This window comes from Algoriphagus halophilus, from assembly GCF_041729275.1.
Classification (GTDB): domain Bacteria; phylum Bacteroidota; class Bacteroidia; order Cytophagales; family Cyclobacteriaceae; genus Algoriphagus; species Algoriphagus halophilus_A.
In genome coordinates, this window is record NZ_CP146486.1 from 2,152,807 (window position 1) to 2,169,101 (window position 16,295).

Below are 16,295 nucleotides of genomic sequence, written 5' to 3' on the forward strand. Positions count from 1 at the left end.
TTTTTTTATCTTAATGGTTCCATGAATGAACATTTAATTTCTTTAGACGAGTTATGGGAGCTGAGAGGACAAATTCCCATCGTGGATGCACGAAGCGAAAATGAATTTCATCAAAGCCACATCCCTGGTTCTATCAATTTACCTATTCTTACCAATGAGGAAAGAATTAGGGTGGGTACTCTTTATAAAAAAGAAGGCTCTTTAAGGGCAACCATTGAAGGATTTAGATTAGTTGGGCCAAGATTCTACAGCATCCAGAATACCGCCATTGAAAATTTCCCTGAAAAAAAGTACTGATATATTGTTGGAGAGGTGGAATGAGGAGCCAAATATTATCTTGGCTACTCAGTATGATTGGTTTTCAAGTATACCGATTGGTCGGAGGATATAAAGTCTATAGAACATTTACATTTCAATTGGTAAGAGGGGATTGGAATCTTCTTGTTTTAGGCGGAAAAACAGGAGTGGGAAAAACCCGTCTTTTGAATGCCTTAACTTCCTATGGAGAACAAATTTTGGATTTGGAAGCCATCGCAAATCACCGAGGTTCTGCATTTGGAGGCATCGGGCAAAAGCCTCAACCCAGTGTAGAGCAATTTGAAAACTTGATGGCGGAAGAATTACGGCACAAAGATCCCAATCAAATCATATGGTTAGAGAATGAAAGCCAACGTATTGGAAAAATCATCATCAATGATAAATTTTTTGAATGTATGGAAAGTGCCCCTTTGATCGATATTAAAAAATCCGAAGAAGAACGAATATCCTTAATAAAGGAAATCTATTCTACCCTTCCTAAAGAAGAGCTAATTGCCGCAGTTACCAGGTTGAAAAAGAAACTTGGAGGATTGAGGACTACTCAGGCTATTGAAGACATTATCAATGATCAACATGAATCATGGATATCAAATATGCTGATCTATTATGACAAATCTTATCAGTTTGATTTGGATAAGCACAATCCAAAAACCATTCAAACACTGGATTTTGAAGGATTAGATATTGAAACCTGCTGCCAACTATTAATAAACACAAAAAACCTATTGAATGGAAAACAAACCAATCCGGCTCACTGAATGGAGTGAGGGTTCAGGTTGCGGATGCAAAATTGCTCCTGCCATCTTAGATCAAATCCTTTCTTCAAGCCATTCATTTTCTCAGACTGACCCTAAGCTATTGGTAGGTAATTCGGGCAAAGATGATGCTGCCGTTTACCAAGTTTCTGATGATTTGGCATTGATCAACACTGTCGATTTTTTTACCCCCATAGTAGATGATCCCTTTGACTTTGGAAGAATCGCTGCTGCCAATGCAATTTCTGATGTATATGCTATGGGTGGCAAACCCATTTTTGCCAATGCTATTTTAAGCTGGCCTGTAGAAAAATTAGCTCCAGAACTCGCAGCAAAAGTAATGGAAGGAGCCAAAAGCATATGTAAAACTGCTGGAATTGAATTAGCAGGTGGTCATTCTATCGCAGCAAAAGATCCCATTTTCGGGCTCTCTGTCAATGGAACAATTAACCCTAGAAAAATTAAAACAAACCAAGGGGCTCAATCTGGAGACCTTCTTTACTTGACCAAACCACTAGGAATCGGGGTTTTGGCAACAGCGCTCAAACGTGAAAAAATACAAGAAGAAGATTACCAACTTCTAGTAGATACGGCATGTCGATTGAATTCCATAGGTGAAATCATCGGGAATCATGAGGAAGTCCATGCTATGACTGATGTCACAGGATTTGGTCTACTTGGTCATTTAATAGAAATGTGTGAGGCAGCAGATCTTACTGCAGAAATTGAGCTTCACCAGCTACCGATGATCAAAGGGGTTCAAGAATATATCAAGCAATTTATTTTTCCTGACAACACCTACAGAAACTGGAATGCCTATAGTTCCAAAACCACAGGAGTGGTAGGAATGGACCTGGTCCAATTGTGCGACCCACAAACTAGTGGAGGTCTTTTATTAGCTGTAGATCCAGAAAATCAAACTTGGTTTGAGGATGCTATGAAACAACAAAATCAAGTGGTATGGAAAATCGGAAAGTTTAAAAATAGATCAGAATCAAGGGTAGATGTGAAATAAAAAGAGGGCCAATAATATTGGCCCTCTTTTTATTTTAATGGCTTCCTAAAGGAGACACCCCTCCAGAAACCATGAACTTCATCACATCAGAACTTTTTACCCCAGTAAGAGGAGTCACTTTATCTTTTGGTACTAGAAACACGTTTCCAGACACATTATAGCTGTGTGGAAAATATACAGCCACCATATCTACTTCCCCAACCATTGACATGTCATCTTGGGTTATAAAACCCAAACGAATCAAGGTGTCGGAAATCTGAACTTTAACAGGAGATGAAAATTTCTTTTTTCTCCTACAAATGCCCCCATCAAATCCTTAATACTCGTGTAAATCAAGTTTACCAATGGGATTCTTACCAGTCCTTTTTCTAGCCAATCAAATAAGGGCTTGGCAAAGAATAAACTGGCTAGGTATCCAACAAAAGTGATTAGCGCCAACACCATTAATATTCCAATCCCAGGGATTGGCACAGGAATCAGATTATCTAAAAATAAGATGGTTTGAATGATAATGTAAAGTGTTACCACCACTGGGGTAACAAATAACAAGCCTCTTAAGAAATACGATAGAATGCGCTTGTAAGTAAATGCCATACTTTTAAAATTAAAATCCTGATTATTACTCAATAATAATCAGGATTTTACTAAGGTTCCTAAGATTGAAATTAAAATAATCAATCAGGAAGGATTTTTACTTTCACACTTCTGTAATAAATAACAGATCCAGGATCGTGTGCCTGTAGGGCAATCGTGCCATGATCCAATTTTTTAGTACCTAAGTCACCTTCTCTATCCTCACTTTCATCATACTCATTGATAGTTTCTCCATTGACTTTTACCGTTACTTCATCCCCTTTTACGATGATATGTTCAGTATACCATTCTCCATCTTCCACATATGTTTCTCTAACGTCTTTGAAGGAGTATACACTTCCGGTTTTTCTCCAGTCACCATGTGTTTGGTTTACTTGGATTTCGTGCCCGATACTTGGCCATCCATTTTCTTGGTATTGAGTATGAATGAAAATCCCAGAGTTTGCCTTTGGCATTGTTTTCAATTCAACAATTAATTCAAAATTATTGAAGTCATGGTTCCCAACTTCCCCCATATAAAACATATGGCCTCTTGGACCTTCAACTTTTAAGATCCCATCCGAAATAGTAAAAGAATCTGGATTCTCAGAAATCTTCCAACCGTCAAAATTTTTACCGTTGAATAGCTCCACCCACTCTCCTGTTTGAGCTGAAAGGTTTAACGAGGCTAAAAAGAACAAGGCTATTAAAAATGCATTTCTCATGATTACAATAAGTATTAGATTAGATTGGAAATTTAAAGCCAAATCGTGAATATCTCCCTACTCGACAAATAAAAAACCCGAAGAATTACTTCTTCGGGTTTTAATTATTTTAAACGAACGTTTTCGCTGATTTTACAAATCGATTCCCATGAATGACATAAATGCCATTCCCATCAATCCGGTTAAAAGCATGGTAATACCAAGACCTTTTAAACCATTTGGAACATTCGAATATTTTAATTTTTCTCTAATAGCTGCAAGTGCGACAATCGCTAAACAGAAACCAGTTCCTGAACCGAAACCATAAACTGCAGATTCTGCAAGGGTATAATCTCTCTGAGCCATAAAAAGGGATCCACCTAGAATCGCACAGTTTACTGCGATCAGAGGAAGGAAAATACCCAAAGCACCGTAAAGAGCAGGAGCAAATTTCTCAACAACCATCTCTACTAATTGAACCATCGCAGCGATAATTGCGATAAACATGATAAATCTTAAGAAAGAAAGATCTACAGAAGCAAGGTCTGCCATGGCCCAAGAAAGAGCACCTTCTTTCAACACATATTCATTCAATAACCAGTTTACTGGTACAGTTACTGTCAAAACGAAAATAACTGCAGCTCCCAAACCGATTGCTGTACTCACTTTTTGGATACCGCCAGGAAAGAACACATTCCAAGGAAGTAAGCGAAAACCATATTGTCGATAAAGATCGACCGAATTCCTAAGTTAAATAATTCCATTTTTCTTTACTGGTTTTTAGTGTTCAACATAACCTGTTTTGGTACGTTGTACCCAGATGATCAATCCTAAGATAATAAATGCTCCAACTGGAGATACCATCAGACCATTGGTAGCCAATTTGAAGTCAGGTCCAAAAATACCTGAAACAGTATCAAAAACTGGAATACCAAAGACAGAACCTGAACCCCAAAGCTCTCTAAAGAAAGCCACAGTTAAGATGATCCAAGAATAACCTAATGCGGAACCTAAACCATCCAATACAGAATCATATGGTTTATTTCCCAAAGCAAAGGCTTCAATCTACCCATTACTATACAGTTGGTGATGATCAAACCTACGAATACGGATAATTCTTTATACATATCGTAGGCAAAAGCTTTCAATACTTCGTTTACCAAGGTTACCAAAGTCGCTACCACTGCAAGCTGTACAATGATACGTACACGACTAGGGATGGTATTTCTCATTAAGGAGATAACAAAATTGGACATCGCAACTACGAAAATTACAGAAATAGCCATTACCAAAGTTGGCTTCATCTGTGTAGTTACGGCCAAGGCAGAACAGATTCCCAATACCTGAATGGTAATTGGGTTTTCATCTACCAAAGGATCTGTTACTAATTTTTTGCGACGCTTTGAAAGAAGAGCCTCAGCTGGCTTTTTCTCTATCGCTTTTTCTAAAGTTTCAGCACTCATGTTGATTATTTTCAGTGAGTTGTAATTCGGTTAAAGAGTGGCTACAGCCTGAGATGATTTCTTAGACTCGATATAAGCCTTATAATGTCCCAAGTAACTTTTCACCATGTTATTTACACCGGTACCAGTAATAGTAGCACCAGACATTCCATCAATTTTGTGAGGCTCAGAAGAATAATCTTTACCTTCTCCTTTTTGCATTTGTACCCCTACTAATTCACCTGATTCATCATAGATTTCTTTTCCAGAGAATCTAGACTGAACTTCTGGAGTGGTGATTCTTGCACCAAGTCCTGGAGTTTCTCCAGCATGAGACAAAGTAATACCACCAATGGTATTCATATCTGTATCTAAAGCAAGGTAACCCCAAATAGCATCCCATAAACCTGCTCCATATAATGGAAGGATGTAAGATTTTACTTTGGAATCATCTCCTTCTTCATGATAGATAAACACTGGGTATAGTCTATCTTCCGCAGGTAGTTTATAATTCTTAGCTACATCCACATTCTCAGCAGAAACAGCAACTCCATCTTTCTCAGTCACTTCTTTACCATTGATATCTACCACGGTTGCACCAATATGGCTGCTGTAATATGCATTTACTTCCTGAGGTGACATGGCAGCAATTTCTTCGCCGCTGATTACTGCACCTAAAATTTGCTTTTTCTTATCCAATGCAATGGCTTCCTGCTGTCTAGGACCCAATAATTGTGCGGTACCAGAAAGGAGTAAACCCAATACTACGGTAAGGATTACAGAAAAAGTAATAATATATGTATTAGACTGTTGCACGTTGTAACCTCCTTGTTTTGTTAGCTTTTACTACATAATAATCGATCAGCGGAGCAAATACGTTCATAAACAATACTGCAAGCATGATTCCTTCTGGGTAAGCAGGGTTGGTAACACGGATGATCACTGTCAATACACCGATCAACATTCCGTAAATCCACTTACCTGTTTCCGTTTGAGCCGCTGATACAGGGTCAGTTGCCATAAATACCAAACCAAAAGCCATACCTCCCATTACCCAGTGGTATTGAGGTGGTAAAGCCATGTATTCATTCACAGCTAGTAGGTTCAAAATTGTCCCCATGATATAAGCTCCAGCAAATCCAGAAACGATAATTTTCCAACTTGCCACCCCTGTACCAATTAAAATCACAGCTCCAACAAGGGCCATTAAAGTAGACGTCTCACCAATGGAACCTGGTATCCATCCCATGAACATGTTCATGAAACTAAAATCTCCTCCTATAGAAGCATTATGGGCGTTTAAGGCCTCCACAGCAGTCTGTGAACCTTCAACACCTGCATTGTAAGCAACAGAAAGTGCAGTAGCACCAGAGAAGCCATCCACTGCAGTTGCATCACTTAAATAAGTCCAAACTTGATCTCCAGAGATTTGAGCTGGGTAAGCAAAATATAAGAATGCTCTAGCAGTCATCGCTACGTTCAAAATATTCATCCCTGTACCACCAAATACTTCTTTTCCAATAACCACTGCAAAGATGGTGGCTAGTGCCACTTGCCACAATGGAATAAAAGGAGGCATCACTAGCGCGATCAACATCCCTGAAACCAAGTAACCTTCACTAATAGGGTGATTTCTGATGACACAGAAAGTAAATTCAGTTAATAGACCAACCGCATAAGAAACGATTAGGGTTGGTAGAACAGCCATTGCACCGAAAAGCGCTTTATCCAAAAAGGTAGCTTCCTCTCCAACTGCAAGAAAATGTTGGTATCCTACATTCAAAATCCCGAAAAGAAGTGCTGGAATCATTGCGATTACCACCGTGATCATCACTCTCTTCAAATCTACAGCATCTTTAATCTGTGCACCTTTTGCTTTTGTAGTCAAATCAGGAGCAAAAGCAATCGTCCGGTGACCTTCGTAAAGCGTGTAGAATTTCTCCCATTTTCCACCCTTTTCGAAATTCGGCTTAAGCTTATCAAATAAGTTTTGTAATGCCTTCATATTTTTAACTATACATTAATAATTCAATCCCATTTCTTACCAGTTCCTGCAAATCATTCTTCGAAGGATCTACAAATTCGCATAAGGCTACGTCCTCTTCAATAATTTCATAAAGCCCTAGCTCTTCCATTTCATCAAAATCTTCGGAGACGATTGCCTTGAAAAGATAGGTTGGAAGAATATCCATTGGAAGTACTTTTTCAAATACACCAGAAACTACAAATGGTCTTTCTTCACCATGTGTATTGGTATCTACCTTAAACTCACCTTTATGAAGGAAAGAGAAAATTCCTAATGCTTTGCTGAAGCTAAGTTTTGTGGTAGTAGGCTTAAGCCAACCTAAAAACTCTTCGTAATCACCTTCAGGAATTACCGTTATTTGATTATGGTAGAATCCAATAAAACCATCTAATGAAATTTTCTCACCAGAAAGCACATTGCCAGACACCACTCTTACATGTCCTGAATTCAGATTACCCTTCGTAAAGGTAGACACACAAGCACCGCTAAATGTTTTCACATAAGCCGCTTTTGTTACCTCAGAACCAGTAATCGCGATTACTTTAGAGGCATCATAAACCCCTTCTAATAGCAACTTACCGATCTGAACCACACCATACGGATTCACTGTCCAAGCAATCTCTCCTTTATTGATTGGGTCAAGGTGATGTATTTGGATTCCTACGTTTCCTGCAGGGTGTGGCCCTGAGAATTTGTTGATTTCCGCATTTTTAACATTTGCAAAAACTGCCGGAGGGTAGAAGCACCATCTAGGTTAAGGTGAACTTTCCCAGTCGTCAATTTTGCAAGGGCATCAATACCAGCCTGAAAATATTTTTCCTCTCCTTTCAGAGTAAAGCCATAATCAGCAGCCAAAGGATTGGTATCAAAACCTGATACGAAAATCGCTTTTGGAGTATCTGTTGGATTAGCTACAACCCCATAAGGTCTTTGAATGATATTTGGCCAAACTCCAGACCCCGCAATCTTGGCTGCCAATGCATCTCTATCAAGAGAAGCTACATCAGCTTTACCTAGATCCTCATGGGTAATGGTTTGATCAGCAAGGATCTTGATCTCAAGAAGCTTTCTCTTCTCTCCTCTTTTGATCTCTACCACCTCCCCGGAAACCGGAGAAGCATAGATTACTTGATCCATGGCTTTATCGAACATGATGGGAGTACCAGCCTTTACGGTATCTCCTTCGTTGACAAGTACTTTTGGCCTCTGAAGACCTATAAAGTCCGTCGGCTTAATCGCGAAGGTTTGAGCTGGCGCAAAATCAGCTAACTCCTGATTAGCCTTTCCTACCAGTTTGATATCAAAACCTTTCTTAAGCTTCACTATTTTAGACATATCTGTTTTTGAACTATGAGCCTTTGAAAAACGCCCCAAATCTAATAAATACAATTTTTATTTAGGGAGTATATGGGATATTATGTTTCACTTTTTAAGAGAATGGTTGCCAATTATTTCTGAAGGTACTATTTGTCTCAGATCGGCAAGGCACTTTCTTCCATTGATTCAAGATGAGATTTCACTTGTTCCATTAACCACATTGGGGTGGAAGTGGCTCCGCAAACGCCAACTTTATCTTCTGGCCTGAACCACTCTGGGTTCATTTCTGTCTCATTTTCAATGAAATAACTTCGCTTGTTTTCATTGAGACAAACCTGGTAAAGTGCTTTACCATTGGAGCTCTTCTTTCCTGACACAAATAAGATCACATCATTATCATGTGAAAATTTCTGCAATTGTGGTTCTCTATTGGAAACTTGTCTACAAATAGAATCATTGGCATTAAATGGAACCTCCTCAAAATTTGAATTAGCTTTCTTGATTCTATCTTCGATTTTTCCCGATAATTCGTAAAATCCTTTGGTGCTTTTGGTGGTCTGACTAAACAAGGTTACTGGTCTGGTGTAGTCGATTTTATCCAAATCGCTTTCTTCCATTACCACGATTGCTTTCTCCAAAGTCTGTCCAGTCAAGCCAATTACTTCTGCATGCCCTTTTTTGCCATAAATCACAATCTGACCGTTCTCCCTTTCCATCCTATCAAAAGCTGTTTTTACGCGATGTTGCAGCTTTAGGACAACAGGACAAGAAGCGTCAATCAATTCAATATTATTTTTAATGGCAGTCTTGTACGTTTCAGGGGGTTCACCATGAGCTCGAATCAGCACTTTGCAATCGCTGAGATCTTGTAATTCATCCCGATCGATTACCACCAACCCCTTTTCACGTAAGCGTTTCACCTCCATATCGTTATGCACGATATCCCCGAGGCAATAAAGCTTTTCGCTTTGCTCCATTTCATCCTCTGCCATTTTGATGGCAAATTCAACTCCGAAGCAATAACCAGAATTTTTATCTATGGTTACCTGCATAGCTTTTTCTTTTTCAATGATTTGCTTAGCCTTGTCGACAATTTGAGCTACTTGTTCCTGAAAGTTCAAGTAACTGGTATCGATTTCTATGGCATCAGATACTTTGATCAATGGGCCTACTTCACGAGAAGAGTCTATTTCATCTCTTTTCGCCAGGTTATTTTTAATTTCTTCCAAATCTACCAAGTCTCCTTTTTCAAGCAACTCTTGTTGACGCCTTTCGGCACGAGTCTGCAGATTTGCACTCATAAACACTTTTAATTCTGCATCAGGAAATACAACAGAACCTACATCTCTTCCATCCATCACGACACCCTTCTTTTTCCCGTATCCTTTTTGCTGAGCAACAAGTTCTTTTCGAACTTCCTTGATCGCGGCAATTTCACTCACCTTGGAGGAGATTTTCATCTTGCGGATTTCACTCTCAACATTCAACCCATTTAGAAAGGTTTCTTGCTGCCCTGTTTCAGGATTGTAATGAAAGCTGATATGAAGATTTTTAAAGCTTTTTCCACCTCATGTGGATTGGAAATCGTCACAAAGCTATTTAAAAATGTAAGGTTGCTGCTCGATACATAGCACCCGTATCTATATAGGTATATCCTAATTCTTTGGCAACTGCCTTAGCGGTCGAACTCTTACCACATCCTGAATATCCATCAATTGCAATGACGATTTTACTCATTCAAAAAACCTGCTTTAATCCGCTTTTTATTTAAGGCACAAATATAGTAGTTTTAATCTAAACCAATCCCCAACAGAGCAAAGACCTCATGAATTCCTGAGTTCCTTGTCCTATTTTCAATTGATTACATCATGATTATTAAAGGTCAGCTTGTTGACATTCCCAAAAAGGACATTTATACCGTTTCTTTGGAAGTTCTAGAAGGCAAAATCCTTCAAATTACCCCGATTGATCCAAATCCTAGCCTTCCTTTTTTGATGCCGGTTTTATTGATGCTCATGTGCATGTGGAAAGTTCCATGCTGGTTCCTTCCGAATTTGCTCGATTAGCAGTAGTGCATGGCACAGTGGCGACCGTTTCTGACCCCCATGAAATTGCCAATGTATGTGGAATGCAAGGCGTGGAGTACATGATCGATAATGGAAAACAAGTACCTTTCAAATTTTACTTTGGAGCCCCCTCCTGTGTTCCAGCTACTCCATTTGAAACTGCTGGAGGTAAAATCAATGCTCAAGAAATAGAAACTCTGATGAGGAGACCCGAAATCCACTACTTAGCAGAGATGATGAACTGGCCAGGCGCGGTAAACCGAGATGAATTAGTGATGGAGAAAATTCGGATTTCGAAGAAATACGATAAACCCATCGATGGACATGCACCGGGATTGAAAGGAGAATTGGCAGAAAAGTATGTTTCGGCAGGCCCAAGTACAGATCATGAATGCTTTACAGCTGAAGAGGCTCTTGGAAAATTAAAGCTGGGAATGAAAATTGCAATTCGGGAAGGCTCTGCGGCCAAAAATTTTGAAGCACTGATAGACCTGATCGATGAATATCCAGATCAAATTATGTTCTGTTCGGATGATAAACATCCTGATAACCTTGCCGTTTCTCATATCAATGAATTGGCTGCAAGGGCTGTCGCTAAGGGCAAAAATGTTTTTGATGTCTTAAAAGCAGCATGCTTGACTCCCATTGAACATTATTCTTTAGAAGTAGGTCAATTGAGAGAAGGTGATCCTGCTGATTTTATCTTGGTAAAGGATTTAAAAGAATTTCAAGTCATTAGCACTTACATCAACGGTGAGAAAGTTGCTGAAAATGGAAAGACATTAATTCAGCCCATTAAAAATGAGATCATCAACAACTTTCATGCTTCACTAAAGAAACCAGAAGACTTCCGTATCCAAGCCAATGGTTCCAAAGTGCGAGTCATCGAAGCTTTAGATGGACAATTGATCACACCTGAAAATTCCGGTGAAATCCTGATTAAAAATGGATTTGCTGAATCAAACCCTGCAGATGATATTTTAAAAATCACAGTGGTAAATCGATACGAAAATGCTCCGCCAGCTGTGGCTTTTATTAAAAACTTTGGATTGAAAACCGGGGCTATCGCTTCCTCTGTTGGACACGACTCACATAATATCATCGCTGTTGGAATAGACGATGCATCCATTTGCAAAGCGGTAAACCTAATAATCGAAGCCAAAGGAGGGGTATCAGCTGTTTCTGAAGATCAGGAAGAAATCCTACCTCTTCCTGTCGGGGGAATTATGTCCGCCTCGGATGGTTATGAAGTAGCAGCCGCCTACACTAGGATAGATCGACTTGCCAAAGAAATGGGCTCAACCCTGAACTCACCATTTATGACTTTAAGTTTTATGGCTTTGTTAGTGATTCCTGATTTGAAATTAAGCGATAAGGGTTTGTTTAATGGGCAGGAATTTGCATTTTTAAAGTTATTTTTAGTTGATTAATTAAATTTTACATTACTTTTAATATTTAGGTGGGATTTTACTCCCCCCTACCTATATTGCTAGTGATCTTTTGGCCGACTGATTAGGAAAACGAATCCGCCTATTCAAAGGAATCGCAAAAATGAAATTTGTTATAAAATGAAAAAATCGAGATTATTTACTGTTGTATTGGTAGGGTTAATTTTGAATTTACTCTTTCCAATCCAACAAGGTTTTGGGCAGGAAGCCTGTACCACTACTAATTATTGGGACGGTTGCGGAGAGTTAATTTGACCACGGGTGGCTCAAATTGTAGCAACGTAGTAGATGTCTTTCTGGAAACAGAGTGTGACACCTAATTTATCTGCTTAAATCTAAAATGGTTCAATCAAATATTATATTCTGGTTGAACCATTTAATAATCACCTCATTTGACAAATCTTCATAATTTGAAAAAAATAAAAACTACTTATTTACAGTAACGTCAGGTATTTTTATTTTAACGTTATTTTCCTTTTCATTACTAATTGATCCAATTATCAAGATCATTGCTTCTTATGAAGAAAACCTTTCCAAAAATCCGGTCGAGAAGGTTTATCTACATCTGGACCGATCTTACTATGCACCTGGCGAAACGATTTGGTTTAAAAGTTATTTGACCGCAGGTCCATTTCACCAGGCCTCCTCTCTCAGCAATACAGTGTATGTAGAGCTGATCGATCATGAGGGGGAAATCCTTCAATATCATAGACTTTTTTCCCCCGATGGGTTTGCATCGGGGCATTTGGCTTTACCGGACTCAATTCCATTTGGCAACTATCTTCTGAGAGCCTATACCAACTGGATGAGGAATTCCGAAGTGGAATACTTTTTCCAAAAACAAATCACAATTGTGGGCGGAATAGAAGACGAAGAAGAAAATGAATTCTCAAAAGACGCTATAGACCTCCAGTTTTTCCCAGAGGGAGGAAATCTTATTGAGGGTTTGATGAATAAAGTTGCTTTCAAAGCTATAGGCAGGGATGGATGGAGCCGAAATGTCACAGGTGAAATTCTGGAAAATGGAAATGTAATCAGGCAGTTTAAAAGCCATCATCTAGGGATGGGAGTTTTCGCTTTCATCCCTGAGAAAGGAAAAAACTATCAGGCAAGAGTAAAGGAAACCGGACAAACTATCAATTTGCCCAATCCCTTAGCCTCAGGGATACTCTTATCAGTGACCAATTCTCCCAAGTCAACCGACCTACTCATCAAAATACAATCCAGCAAAGACTTAGAACTGCAACAAGTTTTATTACTAGCTCAAACAAGAGGATTGATCGGTGCAACAAGCCAAATTGATATATCTAATAAAATTGCCTTTGCCAAAATCCCAAAAAAGGAATTTCCAAGCGGAATCAACCAAATCACTCTGATGGATGAAATGGGGACTCCGATGGCAGAGAGGCTGGTATTTATCGATCATCAAGATCAAATTCAGATCTCTGTCAAACCCGATAAAATGTCCTATGCTCCTAGAGATTCGGTACATCTCGATATAGAAGCTAAAGATCAAAATGGCAATCCAGTGATCGCCAACTTCTCCTTAAATGTTGTCGATGGTGGACAGATTTATTTGGATGAAAACGGTGAAACGATTCAATCTTATCTTTTGATGTCTTCTGAATTAAAAGGCCATCTAGAATCCCCTGGTTATTATTTCAATCCAGAAAATCAGGACCGTGAAGAAGCTTTGGATTTATTGATGATGACGCAGGGATGGAGAAAGTTTACAATTTTGGAAGCTCTTGAAGGAAATATTCCCAAACCTATCTATCCCATTGAAAAAGGATTAACGGTTAAAGGAAAACTTTTGGACAAAAACCAAAATCCTTTGGTAGGTGGATCTGTTTCTTATCTTTCTTTATTTCCATTCTCAGATTCTAAAATGGTTCAAACTACAGAAAACGGCAGATTTGAACTCAATGATTTAGTGTTTTTTGATACCACCAATCTGATAATGCAAGGCAAATCCGAAAATGGGAAAGCCGGTTTTATATTTATTGACACCAGCTTTCTTTCTCCTAAAATCTCGAATAGGCTGCCTTTATTCAATTCAAAAATTGCTGCTTTGCCCAAATCTTTCCTAAGTGAATCAGAGCTTCGCAAAAACAGCAAAAAGGCCTTTGATTTAGATAACTCTGACTACCTATTAGATGGAGTGGAGGTCAAAGGAAAGAAAATTGAGCCAAATTATACCGGCCCAAAAATCTATGGAGAGGGTTCCTTCAAAATGCAGGTAGCGGGAAATCCAGGTCTTGAAAACCAACAGCATCCTCTGGAACTGGTTCGAGGACGCGTCCCAGGTGTACAAGTTTCTGGGAATGGTTCAGACTGGAAGGTCTTGATTCAAGGTTATGGTTCTATCAAAAATGGGACAGATCCATTGATTATGATCGATGATATTCCGATTGATATTAAAAGTTTGCTTACTATTCCAGTCCAAGATATCGAAAGTTATACCGTATGGAAAGGTCCTGACACTGCCGTATTTGGCTCTAGAGGGGCAAATGGAGCCATTGGGTTTTATACTAAAAAATATCAATGGAAAAAGCTTCACTGAGCAGGAGGCAGAAACCCTGGTTTTAAAAGGGTATCAAGTTCAGAAGGAATTTTACTCTCCTCAATATCCGGTTCAAAACCCAAACAACCCAAAACCAGATCGAAGAGCTACTCTCTTTTGGGCTCCTTTTATCCAGACTGATTCTTTGGGAAATGCATCAGTGTCTTTCTACAACCACGATATAGAAACTGAAGTTTTTGGCCTGATTGAGGGACTTAGCAGTCAGGGACAAATTGGTTTTGGGAGATTAAGCTATACCATTGAAAAGTAGAAACCCTCCAAATTTTCAAATCTGGAGGGTTTACTTTTAAATATCGGAAGTAAAGTGAAACTCGATCTCCGGATAATTATCCTGAACCATTTGAAGCCAGGCTTTGGATTCGGCCATAAAAACCAGCTTTCCATCTTTGTCGTGGGCGATATGACGGTTTTTAGATCGGACAAATTCCTCGAGTTGCTTTTTGTCCTTGCTGGTAATCCAGCAGGCTTTGTATAAGTTCATCGGGTGAAATTCCACTGTGGCATTATATTCATTTTTCAAACGGAATTGGATAACCTCAAATTGAAGTTGACCAACAGTACCAACAACTTTTCTGGACCCCATATCAAAGGTAAATAGCTGTGCCACACCTTCTTCCATCAATTGCTGAAGACCTTTTTCCAACTGCTTGGTTTTCATGGCGTCTTTGTTGACCACTTCTCTAAAAATTTCCGGAGAGAAGCTTGGGATCCCCACAAACTGCATGTTTTCTCCATCCGTCAGCGTATCCCCGATTTTCAGATTTCCCGTATCATACAATCCCACAATATCACCTGGAAATGCCTCGTCGATCATCTCTTTATCCTGGGCCATAAACTGAGTCACATTGGAAAATCTTAATGGCTTAGGGCCTCGAACGTGGTTATAAGGTTTATTTCTTTCAAATTTTCCTGAACAGATTCTTAAAAAGGCGATTCTGTTTCGGTGATTTGGATCCATGTTGGCGTGGATCTTAAATACAAAACCAGAGAATTTCTTCTCATCAGGGAGCACTTCCCGGTCTTCTGTTCTTCGGCTTTTAGGTGCTGGAGCAATTTTGATAAACGTATCCAGCATCTCGTTAATCCCGAAATTATTTACTGCGGAACCAAAAAATACTGGAGCAACTTTCCCTTCCAGATATTCTTGGGTATTGAACTCAGGATATACCCCTTCGATTAATTCCACATCATCACGAAGCTGATTCGCGAAATTTTTCCCAATCAATTCATCCAATTCAGGATCCTGCACGTCCTCAAAAACCTGACGCACATCACTCAATTTTCTCTGAGAAGGGGTAAACAAATTCAATTTATGATCGAATAGGTTGTACACTCCCTTAAAGCTTTTTCCCATCCCAATCGGCCAGGAAAGCGGATGGCACTGAATATTCAGCTTTTGCTCCACCTCCTCTATCAACTCATAAGGATCTCTTCCTTCACGATCGAGCTTATTGATAAAACAAATCACAGGAGTATTTCTCATACGGCAGACCTCCATCAACTTCTCTGTCTGCATTTCCACCCCTTTCACACAGTCAATCACCATAATTACTGAGTCGACTGCCGTTAAAGTTCGGTAGGTATCTTCTGCGAAATCCTGGTGACCCGGAGTATCAAGCAAATTAATTTTGATGTCTTTGTACTCAAAACCCATGACGGAAGTAGCTACAGAGATCCCTCTTTGCTTTTCGATCGCCATCCAGTCAGATTTGGTAGCAGTATCGATTTTATTGGATTTTACAGCGCCGGCAGTTTGGATCGCTCCACCAAAAAGCAACAGTTTTTCTGTCAAAGTGGTCTTTCCCGCATCCGGGTGAGCAATAATGGCAAAGGTTCTGCGCTTCTTTATTTCGTCAGTCAAACTCATGGGAGATATCAAATTAGGGGGCAAAGGTAGGTAAAAACCACTAAAAATTAGACAGAAGTTCGAAAGTAGAATTCACGGAAGTAAGATTTACGAAATACGATATGCTAGATTATTAATAGCAGTAACATCGTTCTACAATAGTGAGATTTATGAAAAATGAAGCTTTTATCGGGAGTTATG

Annotated in this window: 11 protein-coding genes and 6 pseudogenes; 6 read left to right on the plus strand and 11 right to left on the minus strand. The window is 39.3% G+C overall.

The genetic code is table 11. From position 1 onward, the window contains the following. Nucleotides 1-21: 21 nt before the first annotated feature. Genes V8V91_RS11530 through selD form a run of 3 tightly spaced genes read left to right on the plus strand, consistent with a single transcriptional unit; the run spans nucleotide 22 to nucleotide 2,088 of the window. Entirely contained in the window at nucleotides 22-297 is a 276-nt protein-coding gene (locus V8V91_RS11530) for a rhodanese-like domain-containing protein (RefSeq protein ID WP_373400181.1), read from the plus strand. 20 nt (nucleotides 298-317) lie between these two features. After that, nucleotides 318-1,076 (plus strand): tRNA 2-selenouridine(34) synthase MnmH, encoded by a 759-nt coding sequence (mnmH, locus tag V8V91_RS11535; RefSeq protein ID WP_373400182.1) that lies wholly within the window; start codon nucleotides 318-320, stop codon nucleotides 1,074-1,076. Beyond that, nucleotides 1,048-2,088, plus strand: a complete 1,041-nt coding sequence (gene selD / locus V8V91_RS11540) for a selenide, water dikinase SelD (protein WP_373400183.1) — start codon at nucleotides 1,048-1,050, stop codon at nucleotides 2,086-2,088. The genes mnmH and selD overlap by 29 nt, the downstream gene beginning before the upstream one ends. Before the next feature lie 34 nt (nucleotides 2,089-2,122). Here selD and V8V91_RS11545 read toward each other — a convergent pair. The 10 genes and pseudogenes from V8V91_RS11545 to V8V91_RS11590 all read right to left on the minus strand — a co-directional run bounded on the left by V8V91_RS11545 (nucleotide 2,123) and on the right by V8V91_RS11590 (nucleotide 9,887). Next, nucleotides 2,123-2,682, minus strand: a pseudogene (locus V8V91_RS11545) (DUF502 domain-containing protein). An 80-nt stretch (nucleotides 2,683-2,762) separates the two neighbouring features. Beyond that, nucleotides 2,763-3,386, minus strand: coding sequence for a DUF1080 domain-containing protein (locus V8V91_RS11550; RefSeq protein ID WP_373400184.1), 624 nt, complete (start codon nucleotides 3,384-3,386; stop codon nucleotides 2,763-2,765). A 132-nt stretch (nucleotides 3,387-3,518) separates the two neighbouring features. After that, nucleotides 3,519-4,129, minus strand: a pseudogene (gene nqrE / locus V8V91_RS11555) (NADH:ubiquinone reductase (Na(+)-transporting) subunit E). Nucleotides 4,130-4,145: 16 nt separating this feature from the next. Beyond that, nucleotides 4,146-4,828 (minus strand): annotated as a pseudogene (locus V8V91_RS11560) (NADH:ubiquinone reductase (Na(+)-transporting) subunit D). Nucleotides 4,829-4,858: 30 nt separating this feature from the next. Next, nucleotides 4,859-5,623, minus strand: a complete 765-nt coding sequence (nqrC, locus tag V8V91_RS11565) for an NADH:ubiquinone reductase (Na(+)-transporting) subunit C (protein ID WP_373400185.1) — start codon at nucleotides 5,621-5,623, stop codon at nucleotides 4,859-4,861. Next, nucleotides 5,610-6,812, minus strand: coding sequence for an NADH:ubiquinone reductase (Na(+)-transporting) subunit B (locus V8V91_RS11570; protein WP_373400187.1), 1,203 nt, complete (start codon nucleotides 6,810-6,812; stop codon nucleotides 5,610-5,612). The genes nqrC and V8V91_RS11570 overlap by 14 nt, the downstream gene beginning before the upstream one ends. A gap of 4 nt (nucleotides 6,813-6,816) precedes the next feature. After that, nucleotides 6,817-8,168 (minus strand): annotated as a pseudogene (locus tag V8V91_RS11575) (Na(+)-translocating NADH-quinone reductase subunit A). Nucleotides 8,169-8,305: 137 nt separating this feature from the next. Next, on the minus strand, nucleotides 8,306-9,202 hold the full coding sequence (locus V8V91_RS11580; protein WP_373400668.1) for a 4-hydroxy-3-methylbut-2-enyl diphosphate reductase: 897 nt from the start codon (nucleotides 9,200-9,202) through the stop codon (nucleotides 8,306-8,308). A gap of 81 nt (nucleotides 9,203-9,283) precedes the next feature. Next, nucleotides 9,284-9,637 (minus strand): annotated as a pseudogene (locus V8V91_RS11585) (d(CMP) kinase); the annotation flags it as partial. A gap of 112 nt (nucleotides 9,638-9,749) precedes the next feature. After that, a complete protein-coding gene (locus V8V91_RS11590; RefSeq protein WP_373400188.1) occupies nucleotides 9,750-9,887 on the minus strand; it encodes a (d)CMP kinase in 138 nt (45 codons plus the stop codon). Between the two features lie 131 nt (nucleotides 9,888-10,018). Here V8V91_RS11590 and ade point away from each other — a divergent pair. From ade to V8V91_RS11605, 3 genes and pseudogenes are all read left to right on the plus strand, one after another. After that, nucleotides 10,019-11,646, plus strand: a pseudogene (ade, locus tag V8V91_RS11595) (adenine deaminase). Between the two features lie 634 nt (nucleotides 11,647-12,280). Next, nucleotides 12,281-14,227 (plus strand): TonB-dependent receptor plug domain-containing protein, encoded by a 1,947-nt coding sequence (locus tag V8V91_RS11600; protein WP_373400189.1) that lies wholly within the window; start codon nucleotides 12,281-12,283, stop codon nucleotides 14,225-14,227. After that, nucleotides 14,184-14,498 (plus strand): hypothetical protein, encoded by a 315-nt coding sequence (locus V8V91_RS11605; protein WP_373400191.1) that lies wholly within the window; start codon nucleotides 14,184-14,186, stop codon nucleotides 14,496-14,498. The genes V8V91_RS11600 and V8V91_RS11605 overlap by 44 nt, the downstream gene beginning before the upstream one ends. A 36-nt stretch (nucleotides 14,499-14,534) precedes the next feature. On the opposite strand, the gene V8V91_RS11610 is transcribed toward V8V91_RS11605, so the two are convergent. After that, the gene (locus V8V91_RS11610; RefSeq protein WP_074225274.1) at nucleotides 14,535-16,115 is read right to left on the minus strand and encodes a peptide chain release factor 3; all 1,581 of its coding nucleotides are present in this window, start codon (nucleotides 16,113-16,115) and stop codon (nucleotides 14,535-14,537) included. Between the last annotated feature and the right edge of the window lie 180 nt (nucleotides 16,116-16,295).